We start from the raw sequence: 16839 nt of genomic DNA on the forward strand, positions 1-16839 counted from the left end.
TCAATCAAGGGAAAGACCGGCGGCAGAAAGATTGGGGAAAAGATGGCAACGACGAACACCCTTCCGGCCCTTGTTGGTGAGAACAGCCTCGGTCGCTACCTGTCGGAGATCCGCAAGTTTCCGATGCTGGAGCCCGGCGAGGAGTTCATGCTGGCCAAGCGCTGGCAGGAGCATCAGGACCCGCAGGCTGCCCACCGCATGGTGACGAGCCATCTGCGCCTCGTGGCGAAGATCGCGATGGGCTATCGCGGCTATGGCCTGCCCATGTCCGAAGTCATCTCGGAGGGCAATGTCGGCCTCATGCAGGCGGTCAAGCGCTTCGACCCGGATAAGGGCTTCCGCCTCGCCACCTATGCGATGTGGTGGATCCGCGCCGCCATCCAGGAATACATCCTGCACAGCTGGTCGCTGGTGAAGATCGGCACGACCGCTTCGCAGAAGAAGTTGTTCTTCAACCTCCGCCGCGTCAAAGGCCAGATCAAGGCGCTGGAAGAAGGCGACATGACGCCTGAGAACGTCAAGGAGATCGCGACGCGTCTCAATGTCAGCGAGACCGACGTGGTCGACATGAACCGCCGCATGATGGCGCCGGATCATTCCTTGAACGCACCCTTGCGCATCGACGGCGAAGGCGAGTGGCAGGATTGGCTGGTCGACGAGACCGAGAGCCAGGAGACCCGCGTCGCCGACGATCAGGAGTTCGGCCGCCGCAAGAAGCTTCTCGACAAGGCGATGCTTAGCTTGACGCCGCGTGAGCGCAAGATCCTGGTCGAGCGCCGCTTGAAGGATGAACCGACGACGCTCGAGGATCTCTCGACCGAATTCGGCATCAGCCGCGAACGCGTGCGCCAGATCGAAGTGCGCGCCTTCGACAAGCTGCAACGCTCGATCCGCAAGCAGGCGATCGACGAAAAGCTGATCGGCGACATGGCCTAACGCCGCCGCAACATCCCGAACGACAAAAGGCGAGCCCGCAAGGCTCGCCTTTTTCTTATGGGGCGGAGCGCCCCCACCCCTGTCGGCGCATGCCGACATTCGTCGGCGGGCCCTCCCCCTGAAGGGCGAGGGGATCAGAGCGGGTCTCGCACCAACGCTTCATCGAACTCGGTCAAATTCCCTCTCCCTTCAGGGGGAGGGTCAGGGTGGGGGTGTCGGCGCTAGCCGAGTTGAAGGCCGCCTCTTGCCCCTCAATCACCCCGCCGCCATCTTCCGCCCCTTGGCGAGCGCCGCGTCGAGCCCGGCGGCGACCGCCTCCATGAAGCCTTGCGCCTGCATGGTCTCGAGTGCCGCCGCCGTCGTCCCCTGATAGCCGATCATCGATGCGATCATCTGGGCCGGGTCGCCAGATGGCCCGCCGAGCAACTGGCTCGCCTCCGCCACGACACTCTTCGCCGCGCGCGCAGCGAAATCCGGCGGCAGGCCCTGTGCCACCGCATGCGCGATCATCGCCTGCGCCAGCAGCGCCGGGAAAGCGGCCCCCGACCCGGTGAGCCCCGCGCAATAATCGACATGCCATTCCTCGGCGACCTCAGCCCCCTCACCGCACGCATCGAACAGCACCTGGAGGGTCGCCTTCTCCTCCGCCGAGACAGTGGGCGTCGCATACCAGGGCGTGAAGGATTTGCGGATCTCCATCGCCGCATTCGGCATCGCGCGCACGATGCGCGATGCGCCCGTCCGCGCCGCAATCGTCGCCGCCGAGACCCCCGCCATCACCGAGACGACAAGCTTGCCGGAGGCATCGATCTCGACCTCCGGGAATTGCTGCGGCCGCACGGAGAGCACGATGATATCGGCCCGCGACGCCAACGCGGCATTGTCCCGCGTCCAAGTGGCCCCCGCGATCGGATCCGCCCCGCGCGATCCCGACCGGCTGGAGAGCGTCACTTGTCCAGCCGAGACCAGACCACGCTCGACAGCTGCAAGCGCCATCGCGTTGCCGAGCCAGCCATTGCCGCCGATGATGCCAAGATGTTTGGTGATGTGCATAAGATTCGCCCGGAGCAGGTTAAAGTTGGGTTATCTACCATTAATGGTCTTTAATGAACTCAGCTCGTCTGTTACTATAAGAATTGCCTTTCCCCAGCATCGATCTTAGTTAACATGAATGGCAAATGTGGGGATGACATGCTTCATCAAACAGACTACGCGCCTGAACACAGCGGAACGACGGATAGCCTAGGGCGATACTATACGAAACGAGAGATCAGCAATCAGCTGGTACAGCAGATGGCAAAAATTCGCCCGAGAAGACTGCTGGATCTTGGGGCAGGATCCGGGCATCTCTCACACGCAGCAATCAATCAATGGAACGTGGAGAACCTTTTAACTGTCGACATTGATAGGGATGCGTCGTCGTTCTTGAAGAGTGCATTCCACAACATCAGGCAGATAGATCACAATCACATCGAGGCAGATGCATTAGACTGTCGGTTGCCAACGTTAATTCAAAACGCTCAACCAATTGATGCCGCAGTCTGCAACCCTCCATTTATTGTCAAAAAGTGGCGAAAGGGGTTTGGAGAGATTCTAGAGGATGTAGGCCTCGCGCCGACCTCAGTGATGCTCTCAACTGTTGACGCCGCTTTAATATTTCTTGCTCAGAACTTGCGACTGTTAAAGACGAATGGAACTCTGGGCATTATTGTTCCAGATACGCTTGTGTCTTCTGCTCGACACTATGAATTCCGCAAGCAGCTGCTGAGAAAATACACAATAGTCAAATGCGTACGTTTGCCTCGCAGATCGTTTCATCGGACAGATGCGCTGGCCCATATACTGGTTATCTCAAAATCCACACCAAACAACAGACCAATTGTTGTCGCTGCGTTAGAAACAGATAGCTCGTCAATGAAAACGCTTTGCGTAGATCAAGACAGGGCAGCACTCCGTTTAGATTACTTCTTTCATTCTGCCGAACTCCAAGTATGCAGAGCGAAATCTGCTAGCCTACAACTCTCAGATATTTGCAAAACCATACAACGAGGCTCGTTGACTAGCGCCGCAGTCAAGCGTGCTGATTTCCCAGTTCTTCACACCCGCGACCTAAGTATAAAAGACATGGGAAGCTGGCGTGACTTTTCAGGCTACTCTAGCGATGCCAACTCGCTCTTTAATGGCAAAAGTGTTATTCGGGCCAAGGCTGGAGATATTCTCATTGCGAGAGTTGGACGGAACCTTGCAACGAAGGTGGTAGGGGTCAAAGCGGGCAATCCCGCGCTGAGCGATTGCCTTTACAGAATTGAGGTTCCGAGGGCGTTGCGTCGGACAATTCTAGCGCAATTGAGTAGTGATCGCGGGAGAAAGTGGATTGAGTCAAAGGCGTATGGAGTCAGCGCACAACAGCTTCCAAAGCGAGAACTTGAGCACTTTCCTGTGCTTCGAGCAACAAAAGCGAGCGAAAAGAAGTCGCCCTAAGCAGAAGGAAATGAGATGAGCGATTTCGAGGAGCGCGCAGACCAACTGTCATTGGAAGCAATTGATAGTTCGTTGGCAGATGGCGAGATATTTAGGAGAGCTCGAAAGAAGCTCTTGGCCCCTGGAGCCAAGCTTCTTATCGGTCCGCGCGGGACTGGCAAGACGCATTTAATGCGCTTCACATATTCACATGCCATTCGCAATAGCGATGCACCTCTCGCTCTTTATGCGAGTTTCAATAGGTATCTAAATCTGGAGCCATTGCTCACAACCGCCCCCGACGCTAAAGAGCGTTTTCACTCGTGGGTGCTAGCAAAATTGCTCCTAAGTTGCTTTGACTTTCTGAATGACTCCACAGCCGAAGAGAGCGCCCTTTCTTCCTTGGGCGAGGTATACAACCAGCAAAGACTCTCTGAACTCGTCTCCTTACTGGAACGCGGATCGGGCAAGACGGCATACGACACCTATGGCCGCGAACTTACGATTTCGCACGTCATTGCTGCTATTGATCATCTTTGCAAACAGTTTGGGCGCAAGCGCGCGATCCTGCTTCTGGATGACGCCGCACTTAGCCTGACATCTCAATATCTCATTGCTTTCTTTGATGTGTTTCGACTGCTTAAAACTGAGACCATATCGCCGAAAGCCTCCGTTTATCCTGGCTCCACACAATATGGCCCCACCTTTCATGCCTCCCATGAAGCCGAAGAGATTCCTCTTTGGCTCTCAATTGAGGACAGTGAATATACAAAGATAATGGGTGACATTGGCAATCGCCGCCTCACGTCGAATGAACTGATTAGCATCAACGACGATCTATTGGAGATGTTTAAGTACGTATCATTCGGTATACCAAGAGCATATTTGAGACTGCTGCGGGAGTATCTCGATAGTAGCGCTGGGTCCTCTCAGCAGAAAATCAACAAGATTGTTGAACGGCATGCAGAGTTGGTTGGTGCGGAGTTCGACTCATTGGGCATTAAGCTTAGGCAATTCTCTTCGTTAGTCGCGACGGGGCGTAAGTTTTTTGATCACGTAGTTTCAGCTGTGGTTTCTGCCCATATTAAAGATACTGGTCATCGGAATATCATATTCGGCCTGCAGCAAGACGCTGACCGAACTCCACTCGTGGAACGTATGTTAAAGTTTCTGATCGAAGTCGGCATGCTGTTCCCTCTCCAGGCAGTGTCACACGGACCTAGTAGAAAATACGACCGATACATTCCACATTTGGCATTTCTTTATCTTCAAGGATTGTTTCGCCAGGGACGCGCATCTTCCTTTAAAGACGTTGCAAGCTATATGCAGAAAGCGCCTGCGAAGCATCCCATTCGGCGCAATATGGCATCTTTGCTTCGGGCAGATGAAATGCACCTTGATCTGCCGCCTTGTCAAAAGTGCGGGACGGCGAGAATCAATGAATCACAACGCTATTGCCACGAGTGTGGGGCGGAGTTAGTCGCATCTTCTCTTTTTGAAAACTGCATGAAACTACCGTTGGAAAAGGTACCGGGCATCAGCAGCGCGCTTATAAAGAGAGTCCACGCGGACACTAAAATTCGAACGATTGGACATGTTTTTGCTTCACAAAATGCATCCGCCGACCTGCAACAAGCAAGTTATGTCGGCCCCATTCGAGCTGGAGGCATAATTCAAAAAGTAGCTATCACACTTGATGAATTTCTGTCGTGATCGCGATGAGTGTTTTCAAAGCCAAACTCACCGTCTGCACTGCTGCCGCGAATCCCATTCTAGCAACTCAGTCTCTTTTTGACGCTTCCTACAAGGAAGCAAAGGGCTCAGCTATCGATGAATTTCTGACCCGACTTCAAGCTATCAATAGGCTTGCTCCAACACCGTCCAACTTTGATCCGTTCCAAGGTCAGTTGGTGATGCTCGGAGTTGTAGCAGCAGTAGAGAGTTTTGTTCGGACACTATTCAGGCGCACGATACTCATTGACCCAATATGCAAGGACTGTGTCAATGAACACCCAGTCTCTTACGGGGCTGCTACGCTTCTCGATAGGGAATTGCTTCCAGAGGCTCTACTAGAGGGCATGACATTCATTAGTAAGAAGAACATCGAGGACGCGCTGAAGTCGCTTATGTCAATCAAAGGGCCTACTCCTCCAGCCCTTGAACGAGCAATCACCGACTACGTACGTGTCTGTCAACTTAGACACTGTGCCGTGCACAGATTTGGTAAGCTGGGCGTTAGGAATGCAATTGCTTTGGGGCTAGCTGATCACAGCAAGCTCCTAGAGAAGCCATTGCGGTTTGACTACGCAGCACTACAAAACATGATTGCTATTAGCACTGGCTTCGTTAAGACCCTAAACAATCTGGTGTTCAATGAGCTCCTGTCCAGGATTCCAGATACCGAATGGACGGGCGATTACAGGACAGATAAGACACTTTTTCGTCAATACTATTATCTCTTTGCAGATTCGGTCAGTGTTACTCGGACAATACGACCCAAGGCGTTGTATCTTGAGTTTTTAGAGCAAAGAAAGAACTGGGCGGCAGGCAGGCCGTTCTAGGTCTTGATTGAGCCTTCCCATAAACGCGGCTGAGTGAAGTTCCCATTTTGTTCTTGACTTCAACTTAGGAATTTGCTACTATTCCACTTGTGCACATCTCTCTCGAAATGACCGGGGCGCTGGTCATCTGCAATCGCTCGGCTGTCACCGGTACAGGTTCCCTTGATTGGAGGCGCAGGCCGGATACGGTGATCGTTTGGGGCGAGCCCTCTCCGGGCCCATGACAAAGCCCCCGACGCGCACCCGCTTCTGCCGCGGCGAGACGCCGGCTCCCCTGGGTCGCATGGGGTGACGCGATCCCTGCCTGGATGGGGCGGATAAGCCATCTCCTGCGGGCAGTCCTGGATAGACCGCCCTCCGCACGCGCGCGTTGGGAGAAGCGGCGTCCCGATTGGCTGGGTCATGCCATCCCCTTTGGTCGGAGGGGGCTGCAACGCGGCTGGTGCGAGAGGCGGACGCTGCACCCTAACTCCGCTGAACCTGTTTCGGGCGATTGCAGATGACCGGCCTTCCCCTCCTCTTTCGCTTCTTCCCCTTCCCGCTTTCCAAAAAGGGTAGCAAACGTCGCTCATAAGCGTCTGCGCACAGCGCACGGCTCGGTTCCTTGACCGGTCCAGCCGGCTGCCATATGACACTTTGTGACACGCGGCGACGCGTTTTTGGAAACATAAATACCGGCCGCCAGCCCGGCAGCTCATGCCGTCGGCCAGCCGCCCCGAGGAGACAGAGTGATGCCTGCCTATCGTTCCCGAACGACGACCCACGGCCGCAACATGGCGGGCGCGCGCGGCCTCTGGCGGGCGACCGGCATGAAGGATGGCGATTTCGGCAAGCCGATCATCGCCGTCGTCAACTCGTTCACCCAGTTCGTGCCGGGCCATGTGCACTTGAAGGATCTGGGGCAGATGGTGGCGCGCGAGATCGAGGCGGCGGGCGGTGTCGCGAAGGAATTCAACACCATCGCCGTCGATGACGGCATCGCCATGGGCCATGACGGCATGCTCTATTCGCTGCCTTCGCGTGAGCTCATCGCCGACAGCGTCGAATACATGGTCAACGCGCATTGCGCCGACGCGATGGTCTGCATCTCGAATTGCGACAAGATCACGCCGGGCATGCTGATGGCGGCCTTGCGCATCAACATCCCCGTCGTCTTCGTCTCCGGCGGCCCGATGGAGGCCGGCAAGGTGGTGGTGAAGGACAAGACGGTGGCGCTCGACCTGGTCGACGCGATGGTCGCCGCCGCCGACGACCATTACTCGGATGCCGAGGTGGAGAAGATCGAACGCTCCGCCTGCCCCACCTGCGGCTCCTGCTCCGGCATGTTCACCGCGAATTCGATGAACTGCCTGACCGAAGCCTTGGGGCTCTCGCTCCCCGGCAACGGCTCGACGCTCGCGACCCATGCCGACCGCCGCAACCTCTTCCTCGAAGCCGGGCGCCTCATCGTCGACATCACGCGCCGCTATTATGAGGAAGACGATGCGAACGTGCTGCCGCGCGCCATCGCCAATTTCAAGGCGTTCGAGAATGCGATGAGCCTCGACATCGCGATGGGCGGCTCGACCAATACGGTGCTGCATCTCTTGGCGGCGGCGCACGAAGCCGGCGTCAATTTCACGATGGAAGATATCGACCGCCTGTCGCGCAAAGTGCCCTGCCTCTGCAAGGTGGCGCCGGCCAAGTCCGACGTGCACATGGAAGACGTGCACCGCGCCGGCGGCATCATGGCCATTTTGGGCGAGCTCGACCGCGCCGGTCTGATCAACGGCGACGAGCCGACCGTGCATGCAAAGTCGCTGCGCGACGCGCTGCGCCGCTGGGACATCGCCCAGACCAACAGCGAGAGCGTGCAGAAATTCTTCCTCGCCGCCCCCGGCGGTGTGCCGACGCAGACCGCCTTCAGCCAGGACAAGCGTTGGGACGGGCTCGATCTCGACCGCGAGAAGGGCGTCATCCGCAATGCCGCCCATGCCTTCTCCAAGGATGGCGGCCTCGCGGTCCTCAAGGGCAACCTCGCCCTCGACGGCTGCATCGTGAAGACGGCCGGCGTCGATGAGAGCATCCATGTCTTCGCCGGACCGGCCCGCGTCTATGAAAGCCAGGACGATGCCGTCTCCGGCATTCTCTTGGGCGAAGTGAAGGCGGGCGACGTGGTGGTGATCCGCTACGAAGGTCCGCGCGGCGGCCCCGGCATGCAGGAAATGCTCTATCCGACCTCCTATCTGAAGTCGAAGGGCCTCGGCAAAGCCTGCGCGCTCATCACCGACGGGCGTTTCTCGGGCGGCACCTCGGGCCTCTCCATCGGCCATGTCTCGCCGGAATCGGCCGAAGGCGGCTTGATCGCGCTGGTCGAGAATGGCGACCGGATCGAGATCGACATTCCCAACCGCACCATCCAGCTTGCCGTCGCCGATGATGTGATCGCGACGCGTCGCAAGGCGCAAGAAGCGCGCGGCAAGGATGCGTGGAAGCCGGCGCGCGCGAGGAAGCGCAACGTCTCGGCAGCACTCCGCGCCTATGCCGCCTTCACGACGAGTGCGGCACGCGGCGCCATCCGCGACGTTGATCAGGTGCGTTGATCGGCAGATAGGTTGATCGAATAGCGAGGGCTGAGTTTCTCAGTCCTCGTCTTTCGGCGCCGGGACTTCGTGCACGCCGTACATGCCGCGCACGGATTCGCCCCAGTCCTCGACCAGGCGCTCCTGGTCCTTGGTGATGCTGCGCAGGCGCAGCGCCGTCTGGGTTTCGGCGAATTTGCCGATGATGACCGGCATGAAGCCGAAGACGATCCAGCCCACACCGGCCCCGACCAGCGCCGAGAGCCAGCCGAAACTGTTCATCAGCGTCGGCTGGATATCCCCCATGCCCTGCCCCGCCGCCCAGATCTTGTGCAGGAAATAGAGGCAGCCGAGCAGATTGAAACCGCCCACCGTCACGGTCAGGCGCTTGCCCGGCGACGTATCGACCACGCGCGCGACGATGGTGGGAATCATGCCGACGCCGATCACGATTGCCGACGGCAGGAACACCAGGGCGATGAGCAGGACCGGAATGGCGATGACCATCGGTTTGATCCCGATCGATCCACCTGCCGGCGCGCTGTTGTCGGTCATGTCCCGCGCCCTCCCCTAGAACAGAACCGCAAAGAGGCCATAGGCCGCCAGGCCGGCCGAGCAAGCGAGCGTCGATGTCATCGCCGCCACCTTGTGCGCGATGCCGCGTATCCGCGTCGTATCGGTCAGGCCGCCATTCGCGAGCCACGCGCGGCCGCGCTCAAGATGCGCGTATTCCTGCACCGCTGCCGCAAAGCCTTCATTGTCGGCCTTCCGCAGCGAACCCTCGCCGTCGAGCAGCAGCAGCATCTCGTCGAAGCGGCAATCCTTCGCATGCTTTGCCATCTCACCTTTGAGATGCTCGCGCATGCCGCTGTTATGGAAGGCGCCGATGACCGGCTCCAGCATCTCGACGACAACGGCAGCTAGGCGCGGCAATTCGTATTGCTGATGCACGCGCTGCACGATCGCCAGCAGGCGCAGGATGCCGACGCGGTAGTTGATTTCGTCGGCCCGGTTGGCCAGCGGAATCATTTCAGTGTCCATCGACCGCTTCATATTGGTAGCGATGAAGGCGGCGATATGGCGGTCCATCGGCAGCGTGCCCGCTGGCGCGCCCGGTATGGCGGCATCGATCGCGGGCAAGAGGTCGGCGCTGTCGACCACGTAGTAATCGCTGATCAACGAGGATTTGCAAGGCGTGCCGCGATCGAGCTCATAGAGCACGCGCTCGATGCCAAAGCCCGGTCCTTGCCGGTCGATCACCTTGTCGATCACTTCGAGCGAGCGGCGCAGCTGCATCTGCTCGGGGCGCAGATTGGGCTGCTCTTCGAACCAAGCGTGCAGCAGCCGCGCGTGAATGAGCTCACCGACCTGCTGCACGCGCTCGCGGCGTTCGTAATTGTGCGACAGGATCGCGCCGAGGCCGACCAGGCTGGTGCGGATCTCCTTGTAGCAAAGCGGCAGGCTGCCGCCCATGTGGATGATGAAGCGCGACACGGCCCGGTCGCGCATGCCGGCCGGCGGACCATAGGCGGCGGACAGGCCGTGGATGCGGTTCATCTTGTCCGGCGCCTTTTCGTCGCCGAAGCCGCGCTTGTACCAATTGTCGAAATCGCCGCTGGAGAGCAGCGCGATCGCCTCGTTCCAATGCCGCGACATGGCATGCGCCAGCGCCGGCTTGTTGAGATATTCGCCGCCACAGAATTTCAGCGGCCGCGAGGCGCGCTGCGGGATGCTCGGCAGCGTCGGGTTGAAGTGGGCGCCGGTCATCCAGCCTTCCAGCTGCTTGATGGTCCAGCGGTCCGAGACCTTGTCGCAGAGCAATCCGCGGAACAGTTCGGCCAGGCTCGGAGCCAGCTTCTCGCCACCCGCCAGCGTCGAGAAGGAGCCTGCATTGATCTTCGCGTTGATGATCTGCTCGTCGCTCACCCCCGCCACGGGATCACGGCCGAGATAGAGCATCAGCCCCATCACGCCGATCGCATAGATATCGTCGGCGATCGACCCGCCACCCCGCCCGATCGGATCGGACATCGCGTTCTCGACGGTTTCGAAGGCGGCGGATTGATTGCTGCCCGGCGGCGAGGCGAGGCAATCGCCGAACATGATGTCGCCGGAATTGCCGCCTTGAAAATAGATATTGTCCGGCCGGATCGCCCGGTGCGGGCAGCCGATCAGCACCAGATCGCGGATGAGCTGGATCGCCGGCTGAATGAAATTCTTGATGAGCTGCGTTTCGGCAAGCTGCGGGATCTGGCCTTTCGGCCCGCTGAGCTTCTCGCCGGCGGGCATGCTGTAGATGAAGGCCGGGCGCCGGCCCCACAGGACTTCTCCACCACCTTCGATCCCGACCGGCCAGTCGACGATGGCGCTGGCAAGCGGCCACAGCAGGTAGGTGCCGGCGGCACTCCGCGTCGGCGCTATGGCAAGGCCGCGGGTCGCGAGATGCCCGGGACCGATGAGGGCGAAGACCTTGCGGGAGGAATCGATGCGGTCGACGGCGGCATAGGCCTCGGCCAAGCCGCTGTCATGAACGGCCAAGCGCTGGCCGGGCGCTATCTCGAAGCGCTCGCCAAGCTCCACCACATCCTGAACGTTCGGCGTCGCCATCCGCTGCTCTGACCCAGGCCCATCCACAGGCAAATTCTACCCCGCGCCGGTGGATTCCGGGCAGGTCCCATCGGATATGCAGTTTTGATGCCGGACTGGTTAATAAGGGGTTGAGAGGCGGAATTTTCGCCTATTTTCCAACCATCAGGCGCAGGCGCTGCACCCCGGCGCCCACATTGACGCCGACATTGCCGTTGACGCTGACCGGCTGCAGGGCGATCTGCCGGGCACTGCCGCCAAAAAGCGCATTGGCGCCGACGCCGAGACCGGCCGAAACATCCGCCCCCGCCCCGCCATAAGTGCCGACCAGAGCGCCCGGTTCGACATGGCCGGGGGCCAGCACGCCCCAGAACATCCGCGCCTCGCGGGTGAAGCCGATATCGAGGCCCCAGCGCTGGATCTCGCCATGATAATGCTCGACCGTCCCGTCGGACCGGTTGAAGTCGCAGGTGATGGCACGGGTCGAGCCGATGATGTAGCCGACACTTTCGCCCACCCGGCAATCGAGCACGCCGACATTGACGCCGTTGGCGGCAAGCGACGGGCCGGCAGCGATGGCGATGACGGCGGCGGCCGCAGCACCGGCCAGATATGAACTGAGCTTCATTTGGCTTCTCCCGATTCGGCCGTCCCGACTTCAAGGTGTCGGACCCGCTCGCCGGCATCAACAGGCAAATTCGGAGGAAGTTCCCAAAAGACATGGGACCCATCCCCAGAAGCCATTCGGGGCGGCCACCCGAATCGACTAACACTTAGGCGGCACATCATTGCGAAAGACTGGCCCATGCCCATCGAACTCAACCGCCGCACGGACATGACCCTTGCCACCTACCGGCAGGTTGCCTGGGAGGGGTCCGGCGTCCGCCTGGGGAACACCGCCCAGGATGCGATGACGAAAGCCCGCGCTGCCTTCTTGCACCTCATCGACACCGATCCCGACATCACCATTTACGGCGTCACCAGCGGCTATGGCCAGCACGCCAACAAGCGACTGACCGGCGAGGCACGGCGCGCGCATGCACAGCGGCCGCCGCGCAGCCCGGCCGTGGCGTTCGGTGAAGCGGCGCCGGAGCGTGTGGCGCGCGGCATCGTCCTCGCGCGCCTGACCAACTTCATCGAAGGTCATGCGGCGATCACGCCGGCATTGGCCGACCGTGTCGCAGCCCTTCTCGACGGCAAGCTGCCCGGTGTCTCGATCGAAGGCCAAGGTGGTGCCGGTGAAATTCTTTGGATGGCCCCGCTCATCGTCGAACTCGCCGAAGGAGTTCCGCTGGGCGAGAAGGACGCGCTCTCGCTCATCAACGGATCGCCGGCCGCAAGCGCGCTCATCGCCGATGCAGCGATCGCCATGCGCCGCCGGCTCGATCTCGCTGAACGTGTCTTCGCTCTTTCCGCCGAGGCGATCAAGGCGCCGCTCGAAGCCTATGACGCCGCGTTCGAGACGCTGTGGGGCGATCCCTACGAGGCGCAAGTGCTGCAGCGCCTGCGTGGGCTGCTTGAGGGCGGCACACAGCCGCGCCGCCCGTATCAGGCACCGGTTTCCTATCGCATTCTGCCGCGCGTTCTTGGCCAGATGCGCCGAGCGGTGACACAGGCAGAGGAGATCGCCGAAAGCTCGTTGCAATCGGTTACCGACAATCCGGTCTTCCTGATGCCAGACACAGATCATCCGAAGGCGCGCGTGTTCAGCAATGGTGGCTATCACAACGCACGCGCCTATCCGGCACTCGATAATCTTGCCGCAGCCGCAGCCGATCTCTGCATTCTTGCCGAACGGCAGAACACAAAGCTGCTCGACGGGCGCTATTCGCTGCTGCCCGATCAATTGCAGGCGGCCGAAGAAGCCTATATCGGCATCATGGGATTTGCCCATGTAGGCTATGTCGAACAGGCCAGGCGCGCGGCACAGCGCACCTTCCTGCCCGGCAGCGAAGCGGGTGGCTTCGGCCAGAACGATGTCGCCCCCATGACGGGCCTTGCGTGGAAGGCGCAGGAAGAAGCCGGGCGCTGCCTTGAAGCAAGCCTTGCGATGCTGGGTGCGGTCGCCTCGCAGGCTCTCCACATGACCGAGCGCGCGGCAACACCGGCACTGGCCGCGACACTTGCGACCATCCGCCGCCACTTCCCGCCGATGACAGCATCACGTGTGTTCGGGGCCGATCTCAAATCACTCGCCGACGCTTTTCGCGCCGAGATTTATGAGGGAGCCTTATGACGACGCTCTATCTCGAGGATCTGCAGCCGGGCCGCGTCTTCGTCAGCCCGACGCATACGCTGGATGTCGAGCAGATCAAAACCTTCGCACGACAGTTCGACCCGCAGCCCTTTCACACCGACGAGACTGCGGCCAAGGACACATTCTTCGGCGGATTGGCCGCGAGCGGATGGCACACGGCGGCGATCACCATGAAATTGCTGACCGCGACAGAGCCTGGCATTGCCGGCGGCTTGATCGGAGCCGGCGGCGAGATTTCTTGGCCGCAACCGACGCGCCCCGGTGATGTGCTTCAGGTGACAAGCGAAATCCTGGAAGTGAAGCCCTCGCGCTCGAAGCCCGATCGCGGCTCAGTCATCATGCGCAGCGAGACGCGCAATCAGCGCAGCGAAGTGTTGCAGATTCTGACTTCCCGCCTGATCGTGCCGAGGCGACCGATTCAGGTCGCGTGAAAATGATCACAGACGACGCAGCGCCGCCCGATCCATCACATCGAGGCGCCCGCGGTGGAGCGACAGCACACCTTCCTTGCGCAGGCGACGCAGCACGCGCCCGGCATGAATGGCGGTAAGCCCCAACGCATCGGCAATATGAGTTTGCCCCAGCGGGAAATAGATCGGATTGACCGTCGGAATCCCCTTCTGCTCCATCACGACCAGAAGATCGTTGATGAGCCGACCGACACGCTCGTAGGCCGAACGCCGACCGAGATCGACCAAGCGCTCATCGGCTGCGGCCATCGCCGAGATGCACCAGGATTCCATTTGGCGGGCGATATTGTCGTGCTTCGTGACGAAATCGGCAAAGCAGCGGCGCTCGAACGAACAGGCGGTGACGGCCGTCAATGACTGAACAGAATATGGCAGGCGATCACTGGTGATGAGCGGCATCGAAATGGCGTCGCCCGGCAGCAGGAAGGAGAGAATCTGGCGACGCCCGCCCGGCAACAGCTTGTAGCGGAAAGCCCAGCCGTCAAAGATGATGAGCATCTCAGATGCCGGCTCGCCTTCGCGATAAATCGTACGCTTGGCCGGATAGTGACGGTTGCCGGTACGCAACTCGTTCATCTCGACCAATGTTTGCTGTTCGCTGCGATAGAACGCCGTTCTCAACCGCGGACATTGCGCACAGGAGATCGGCAAGGCGGACATTACCGTCATTCAAACGCTCTTTTTGTCGTCAATCACGAGGGCCCGAGAAAAGATCATTTATTGGCCATCTTTATTACTGATCTCGGTATGCCCGGCGACACTGTCAACGCGACGAAGTAGCAAGTCCAACGCGAGTTTGCATACTTAGATATACTACCTAGATATTCATTTAAATTGCGGCAATTGCATCGATTTTAACTATAAAAAAACTCAATCCGACGAAAGTTATGATCGCTTTGTCTGAAAACAGACCCGTCTTTGCGATATCGGGTTGAGTAAGAAGCGCGAATAGTCATACCCATCAGCTGCGTTCTGTTGACGCATCGCGCTGGTTGACGACGCAAACACCGCTGCAACAGACAGCAAGTTGTCGTGCCGATCAAGTACTGTCATGCCTGCTCATTCTGTATCTGCGAATCTAGGGGGTCGTGGAAATGGATCAGCTCACTTTACACAGGCCGATTGAGATCGAGACCAAGACCGCAACGGCCATTGCGGCGGACGAAGAAAACGGCCGCCTCACCTATCTCTGCATCACGCCGGAAACCAGCAAGCTGCTGCGCGAATTCTGGCCGATCGTGCAGCCGGCGCTGCCCGGCATCCTCGATGCCTTCTACAATCATGTCGGCGGCATACCGGAACTCGCAGCGCTCGTCGGCGAGCAACGGCCGCGCCTGATGAAGGCGCAGGCGCAGCATTGGGAGCGCCTTTTTTCAGGCCGCTTCGACCGCGAATATTTCGACAGCGTGCGCGCCGTCGGCCATGCCCACAACCGCATCGGCCTGGCACCGCGCTGGTATATCGGCGCCTACAGTTTCGTGCTGCGCAAGCTACTCAACATCGCGACGCGCCAGCGCCCGTTCGTGCGCGGGCATGCCGGCGCCTTGAGCGGTGCCGTGACGACGGCGGTGATGCTGGATATCGATCTGTCCATCTCGACCTATCAGGAAGCGATGATGGCGGAGCGGGCACGTCGGCAACGGCAAGTGACCGAAGCGGTCAGCGATTTTGCCGCTATCATCCAAAGCGCGCTGCAATCGGTCGATGCGGCTGCTGTCGAGTTGCAGGCGATGGCGAAATCGCTGGGCGACAGCACTTCGCTGACCAGCAACACGGCCCGCACCGTCACCGATGCATCGCAGCAGGCGACGGGCAACGTGCATGCGGTTGCTGCCGCAGCGGATCAGCTTTCCGCCTCAATCGTCGAAATCAGCAATCAGGTGCAGCAATCCAAGGATATATCGGGCGTTGCGGTCAATGAGGCGCGCAATGCCGATGGTTCTGTCCAGGGTCTCGTTTCGGCCGCGGAAAAGATCGGCGATGTGGTCAAGCTGATCAATGCCATCGCCGAGCAGACCAACCTGCTGGCGCTCAATGCCACGATCGAAGCGGCGCGCGCCGGGGAAGCCGGCAAGGGCTTCACCGTCGTCGCATCGGAAGTGAAGAGTCTCGCAGGCCAGACGGGCCGCGCCACCGAGGAGATCGGCGGCCAGATCCGCACCATTCAGGAAGAGACGCGCAAATCGGTGACGATCATCGGCAACATCGCCGGCACCATTTCGCGCATGAGCGACGTGACGTCGACCATCGCCGCTGCCGTCGAGCAGCAAAGTGCCGCAACGCAGGAAATCGCGCGCAATGTGCAACAGGCCGCCGACAGCACCAGCTCGGTCGCCGAGCACATCACCGGCGTCAGCAATTGTGCAGCGGAAGCCGGCGATTCAGCCACCAATATGCTGATCGCCGCCGGCGAGCTGACCAAGCAGACGACGATGGTCCGTCAGGAAATCGAAAAGTTCCTGCAGCGGGTCGCGGGCTGATCGATTGGCAGGTCCGTCAGTTTACCTGACTTCAGGGAGAACAATGTCTTGCATGATTTTGTCGCATATGTGATGCAGCGACATGTCATTGACACCCCAGTTATACTGGAACCCTCTGACGAATTTTCCTTGATGTTGGTAGAGAGCCGCGATGGCCGATTGGCGTGGCGTTCCGTCGATTGATGGCGCCTCGTCCTCAGGCACAGAGATGTCGACCCATCTCCCCGCAGGTGGTGCAGCATCACCGATATAGATGACGCGGCCATTCGACCTCTCGGAGAGGCAACTAATGAAGAACCGACTAGCCGGCGACAGAACCAATGGCTCTTCTGCAATTGAATGACAATCCGCTGAGCCGCTCACGCGAACACAGCGACCCACAGTAATGGCAATGTTATCAGCGGCGAGCATTCCATTCACGGCATCACCTGACGCTGTCACGGCTGGCGCAGGAGTCGATGTCGACTTGCACGCACCTAGTGCTGTGATCAGCACCACGAGCACAGCAGAAAAACAGCGCTTCATCGC

Annotated in this window: 14 protein-coding genes; 8 read left to right on the plus strand and 6 right to left on the minus strand. The window is 59.6% G+C overall.

What is annotated here, in order from left to right; all coding sequences use genetic code 11:
- Positions 1 to 42 precede the first annotated feature (42 nt).
- Positions 43 to 936: an RNA polymerase sigma factor RpoH gene (gene rpoH / locus ACE3PP_RS15315; RefSeq protein ID WP_374383811.1), complete on the plus strand. Its 894-nt coding sequence runs from the start codon at positions 43 to 45 to the stop codon at positions 934 to 936.
- A 255-nt stretch (positions 937 to 1191) separates the two neighbouring features.
- On the opposite strand, the gene ACE3PP_RS15320 is transcribed toward rpoH, so the two are convergent.
- Positions 1192 to 1989 carry a pyrroline-5-carboxylate reductase family protein gene (locus ACE3PP_RS15320; protein ID WP_374383813.1) on the minus strand — a complete coding sequence of 266 codons (798 nt, stop codon included), beginning with the start codon at positions 1987 to 1989 and terminating at the stop codon, positions 1192 to 1194.
- Positions 1990 to 2103: 114 nt separating this feature from the next.
- Between ACE3PP_RS15320 and ACE3PP_RS15325 the strand changes: the two genes are divergently transcribed.
- The 4 genes from ACE3PP_RS15325 (at position 2104) to ilvD (ending at position 8539) form a co-directional block, all read left to right on the plus strand.
- A complete protein-coding gene (locus ACE3PP_RS15325; protein WP_374383814.1) occupies positions 2104 to 3417 on the plus strand; it encodes a class I SAM-dependent DNA methyltransferase in 1314 nt (437 codons plus the stop codon).
- 15 nt (positions 3418 to 3432) lie between these two features.
- A complete protein-coding gene (locus ACE3PP_RS15330) occupies positions 3433 to 5109 on the plus strand; it encodes a hypothetical protein (RefSeq protein ID WP_374383816.1) in 1677 nt (558 codons plus the stop codon).
- A 5-nt stretch (positions 5110 to 5114) separates the two neighbouring features.
- Positions 5115 to 5957 (plus strand): hypothetical protein, encoded by an 843-nt coding sequence (locus ACE3PP_RS15335; RefSeq protein WP_374383818.1) that lies wholly within the window; start codon positions 5115 to 5117, stop codon positions 5955 to 5957.
- Positions 5958 to 6688: 731 nt separating this feature from the next.
- Positions 6689 to 8539 carry a dihydroxy-acid dehydratase gene (ilvD, locus tag ACE3PP_RS15340; RefSeq protein WP_374383820.1) on the plus strand — a complete coding sequence of 617 codons (1851 nt, stop codon included), beginning with the start codon at positions 6689 to 6691 and terminating at the stop codon, positions 8537 to 8539.
- A 39-nt stretch (positions 8540 to 8578) separates the two neighbouring features.
- On the opposite strand, the gene ACE3PP_RS15345 is transcribed toward ilvD, so the two are convergent.
- The 3 genes from ACE3PP_RS15345 to ACE3PP_RS15355 form a co-directional block, all read right to left on the minus strand.
- Entirely contained in the window at positions 8579 to 9073 is a 495-nt protein-coding gene (locus tag ACE3PP_RS15345; RefSeq protein WP_374383822.1) for a hypothetical protein, read from the minus strand.
- A 15-nt stretch (positions 9074 to 9088) separates the two neighbouring features.
- Positions 9089 to 11125: a hypothetical protein gene (locus ACE3PP_RS15350; RefSeq protein WP_374383824.1), complete on the minus strand. Its 2037-nt coding sequence runs from the start codon at positions 11123 to 11125 to the stop codon at positions 9089 to 9091.
- A 130-nt stretch (positions 11126 to 11255) separates the two neighbouring features.
- Entirely contained in the window at positions 11256 to 11732 is a 477-nt protein-coding gene (locus ACE3PP_RS15355) for a DUF992 domain-containing protein (protein WP_374383826.1), read from the minus strand.
- A gap of 177 nt (positions 11733 to 11909) precedes the next feature.
- On the opposite strand from ACE3PP_RS15355, the gene ACE3PP_RS15360 reads away from it, so the two are divergent.
- Together ACE3PP_RS15360 and ACE3PP_RS15365 are read left to right on the plus strand one after the other, a co-directional pair.
- Positions 11910 to 13340: an aromatic amino acid lyase gene (locus ACE3PP_RS15360; RefSeq protein WP_374383828.1), complete on the plus strand. Its 1431-nt coding sequence runs from the start codon at positions 11910 to 11912 to the stop codon at positions 13338 to 13340.
- Positions 13337 to 13792, plus strand: a complete 456-nt coding sequence (locus ACE3PP_RS15365) for a MaoC family dehydratase (RefSeq protein ID WP_374383830.1) — start codon at positions 13337 to 13339, stop codon at positions 13790 to 13792. The genes ACE3PP_RS15360 and ACE3PP_RS15365 overlap by 4 nt, the downstream gene beginning before the upstream one ends.
- 6 nt (positions 13793 to 13798) lie before the next feature.
- Here ACE3PP_RS15365 and ACE3PP_RS15370 read toward each other — a convergent pair whose 3' ends face one another.
- Complete coding sequence (locus ACE3PP_RS15370) at positions 13799 to 14500, minus strand: Crp/Fnr family transcriptional regulator (protein WP_374383831.1); 702 nt, start codon at positions 14498 to 14500, stop codon at positions 13799 to 13801.
- A 425-nt stretch (positions 14501 to 14925) separates the two neighbouring features.
- Between ACE3PP_RS15370 and ACE3PP_RS15375 the strand changes: the two genes are divergently transcribed.
- On the plus strand, positions 14926 to 16311 hold the full coding sequence (locus ACE3PP_RS15375) for a protoglobin domain-containing protein (protein ID WP_374383833.1): 1386 nt from the start codon (positions 14926 to 14928) through the stop codon (positions 16309 to 16311).
- 21 nt (positions 16312 to 16332) lie between these two features.
- On the opposite strand, the gene ACE3PP_RS15380 is transcribed toward ACE3PP_RS15375, so the two are convergent.
- On the minus strand, positions 16333 to 16836 hold the full coding sequence (locus ACE3PP_RS15380) for a hypothetical protein (protein ID WP_374383835.1): 504 nt from the start codon (positions 16834 to 16836) through the stop codon (positions 16333 to 16335).
- Between the last annotated feature and the right edge of the window lie 3 nt (positions 16837 to 16839).

The sequence above is a fragment of the Dongia sp. genome (genome assembly GCF_041910485.1).
Lineage (GTDB): Bacteria > Pseudomonadota > Alphaproteobacteria > Dongiales > Dongiaceae > Dongia.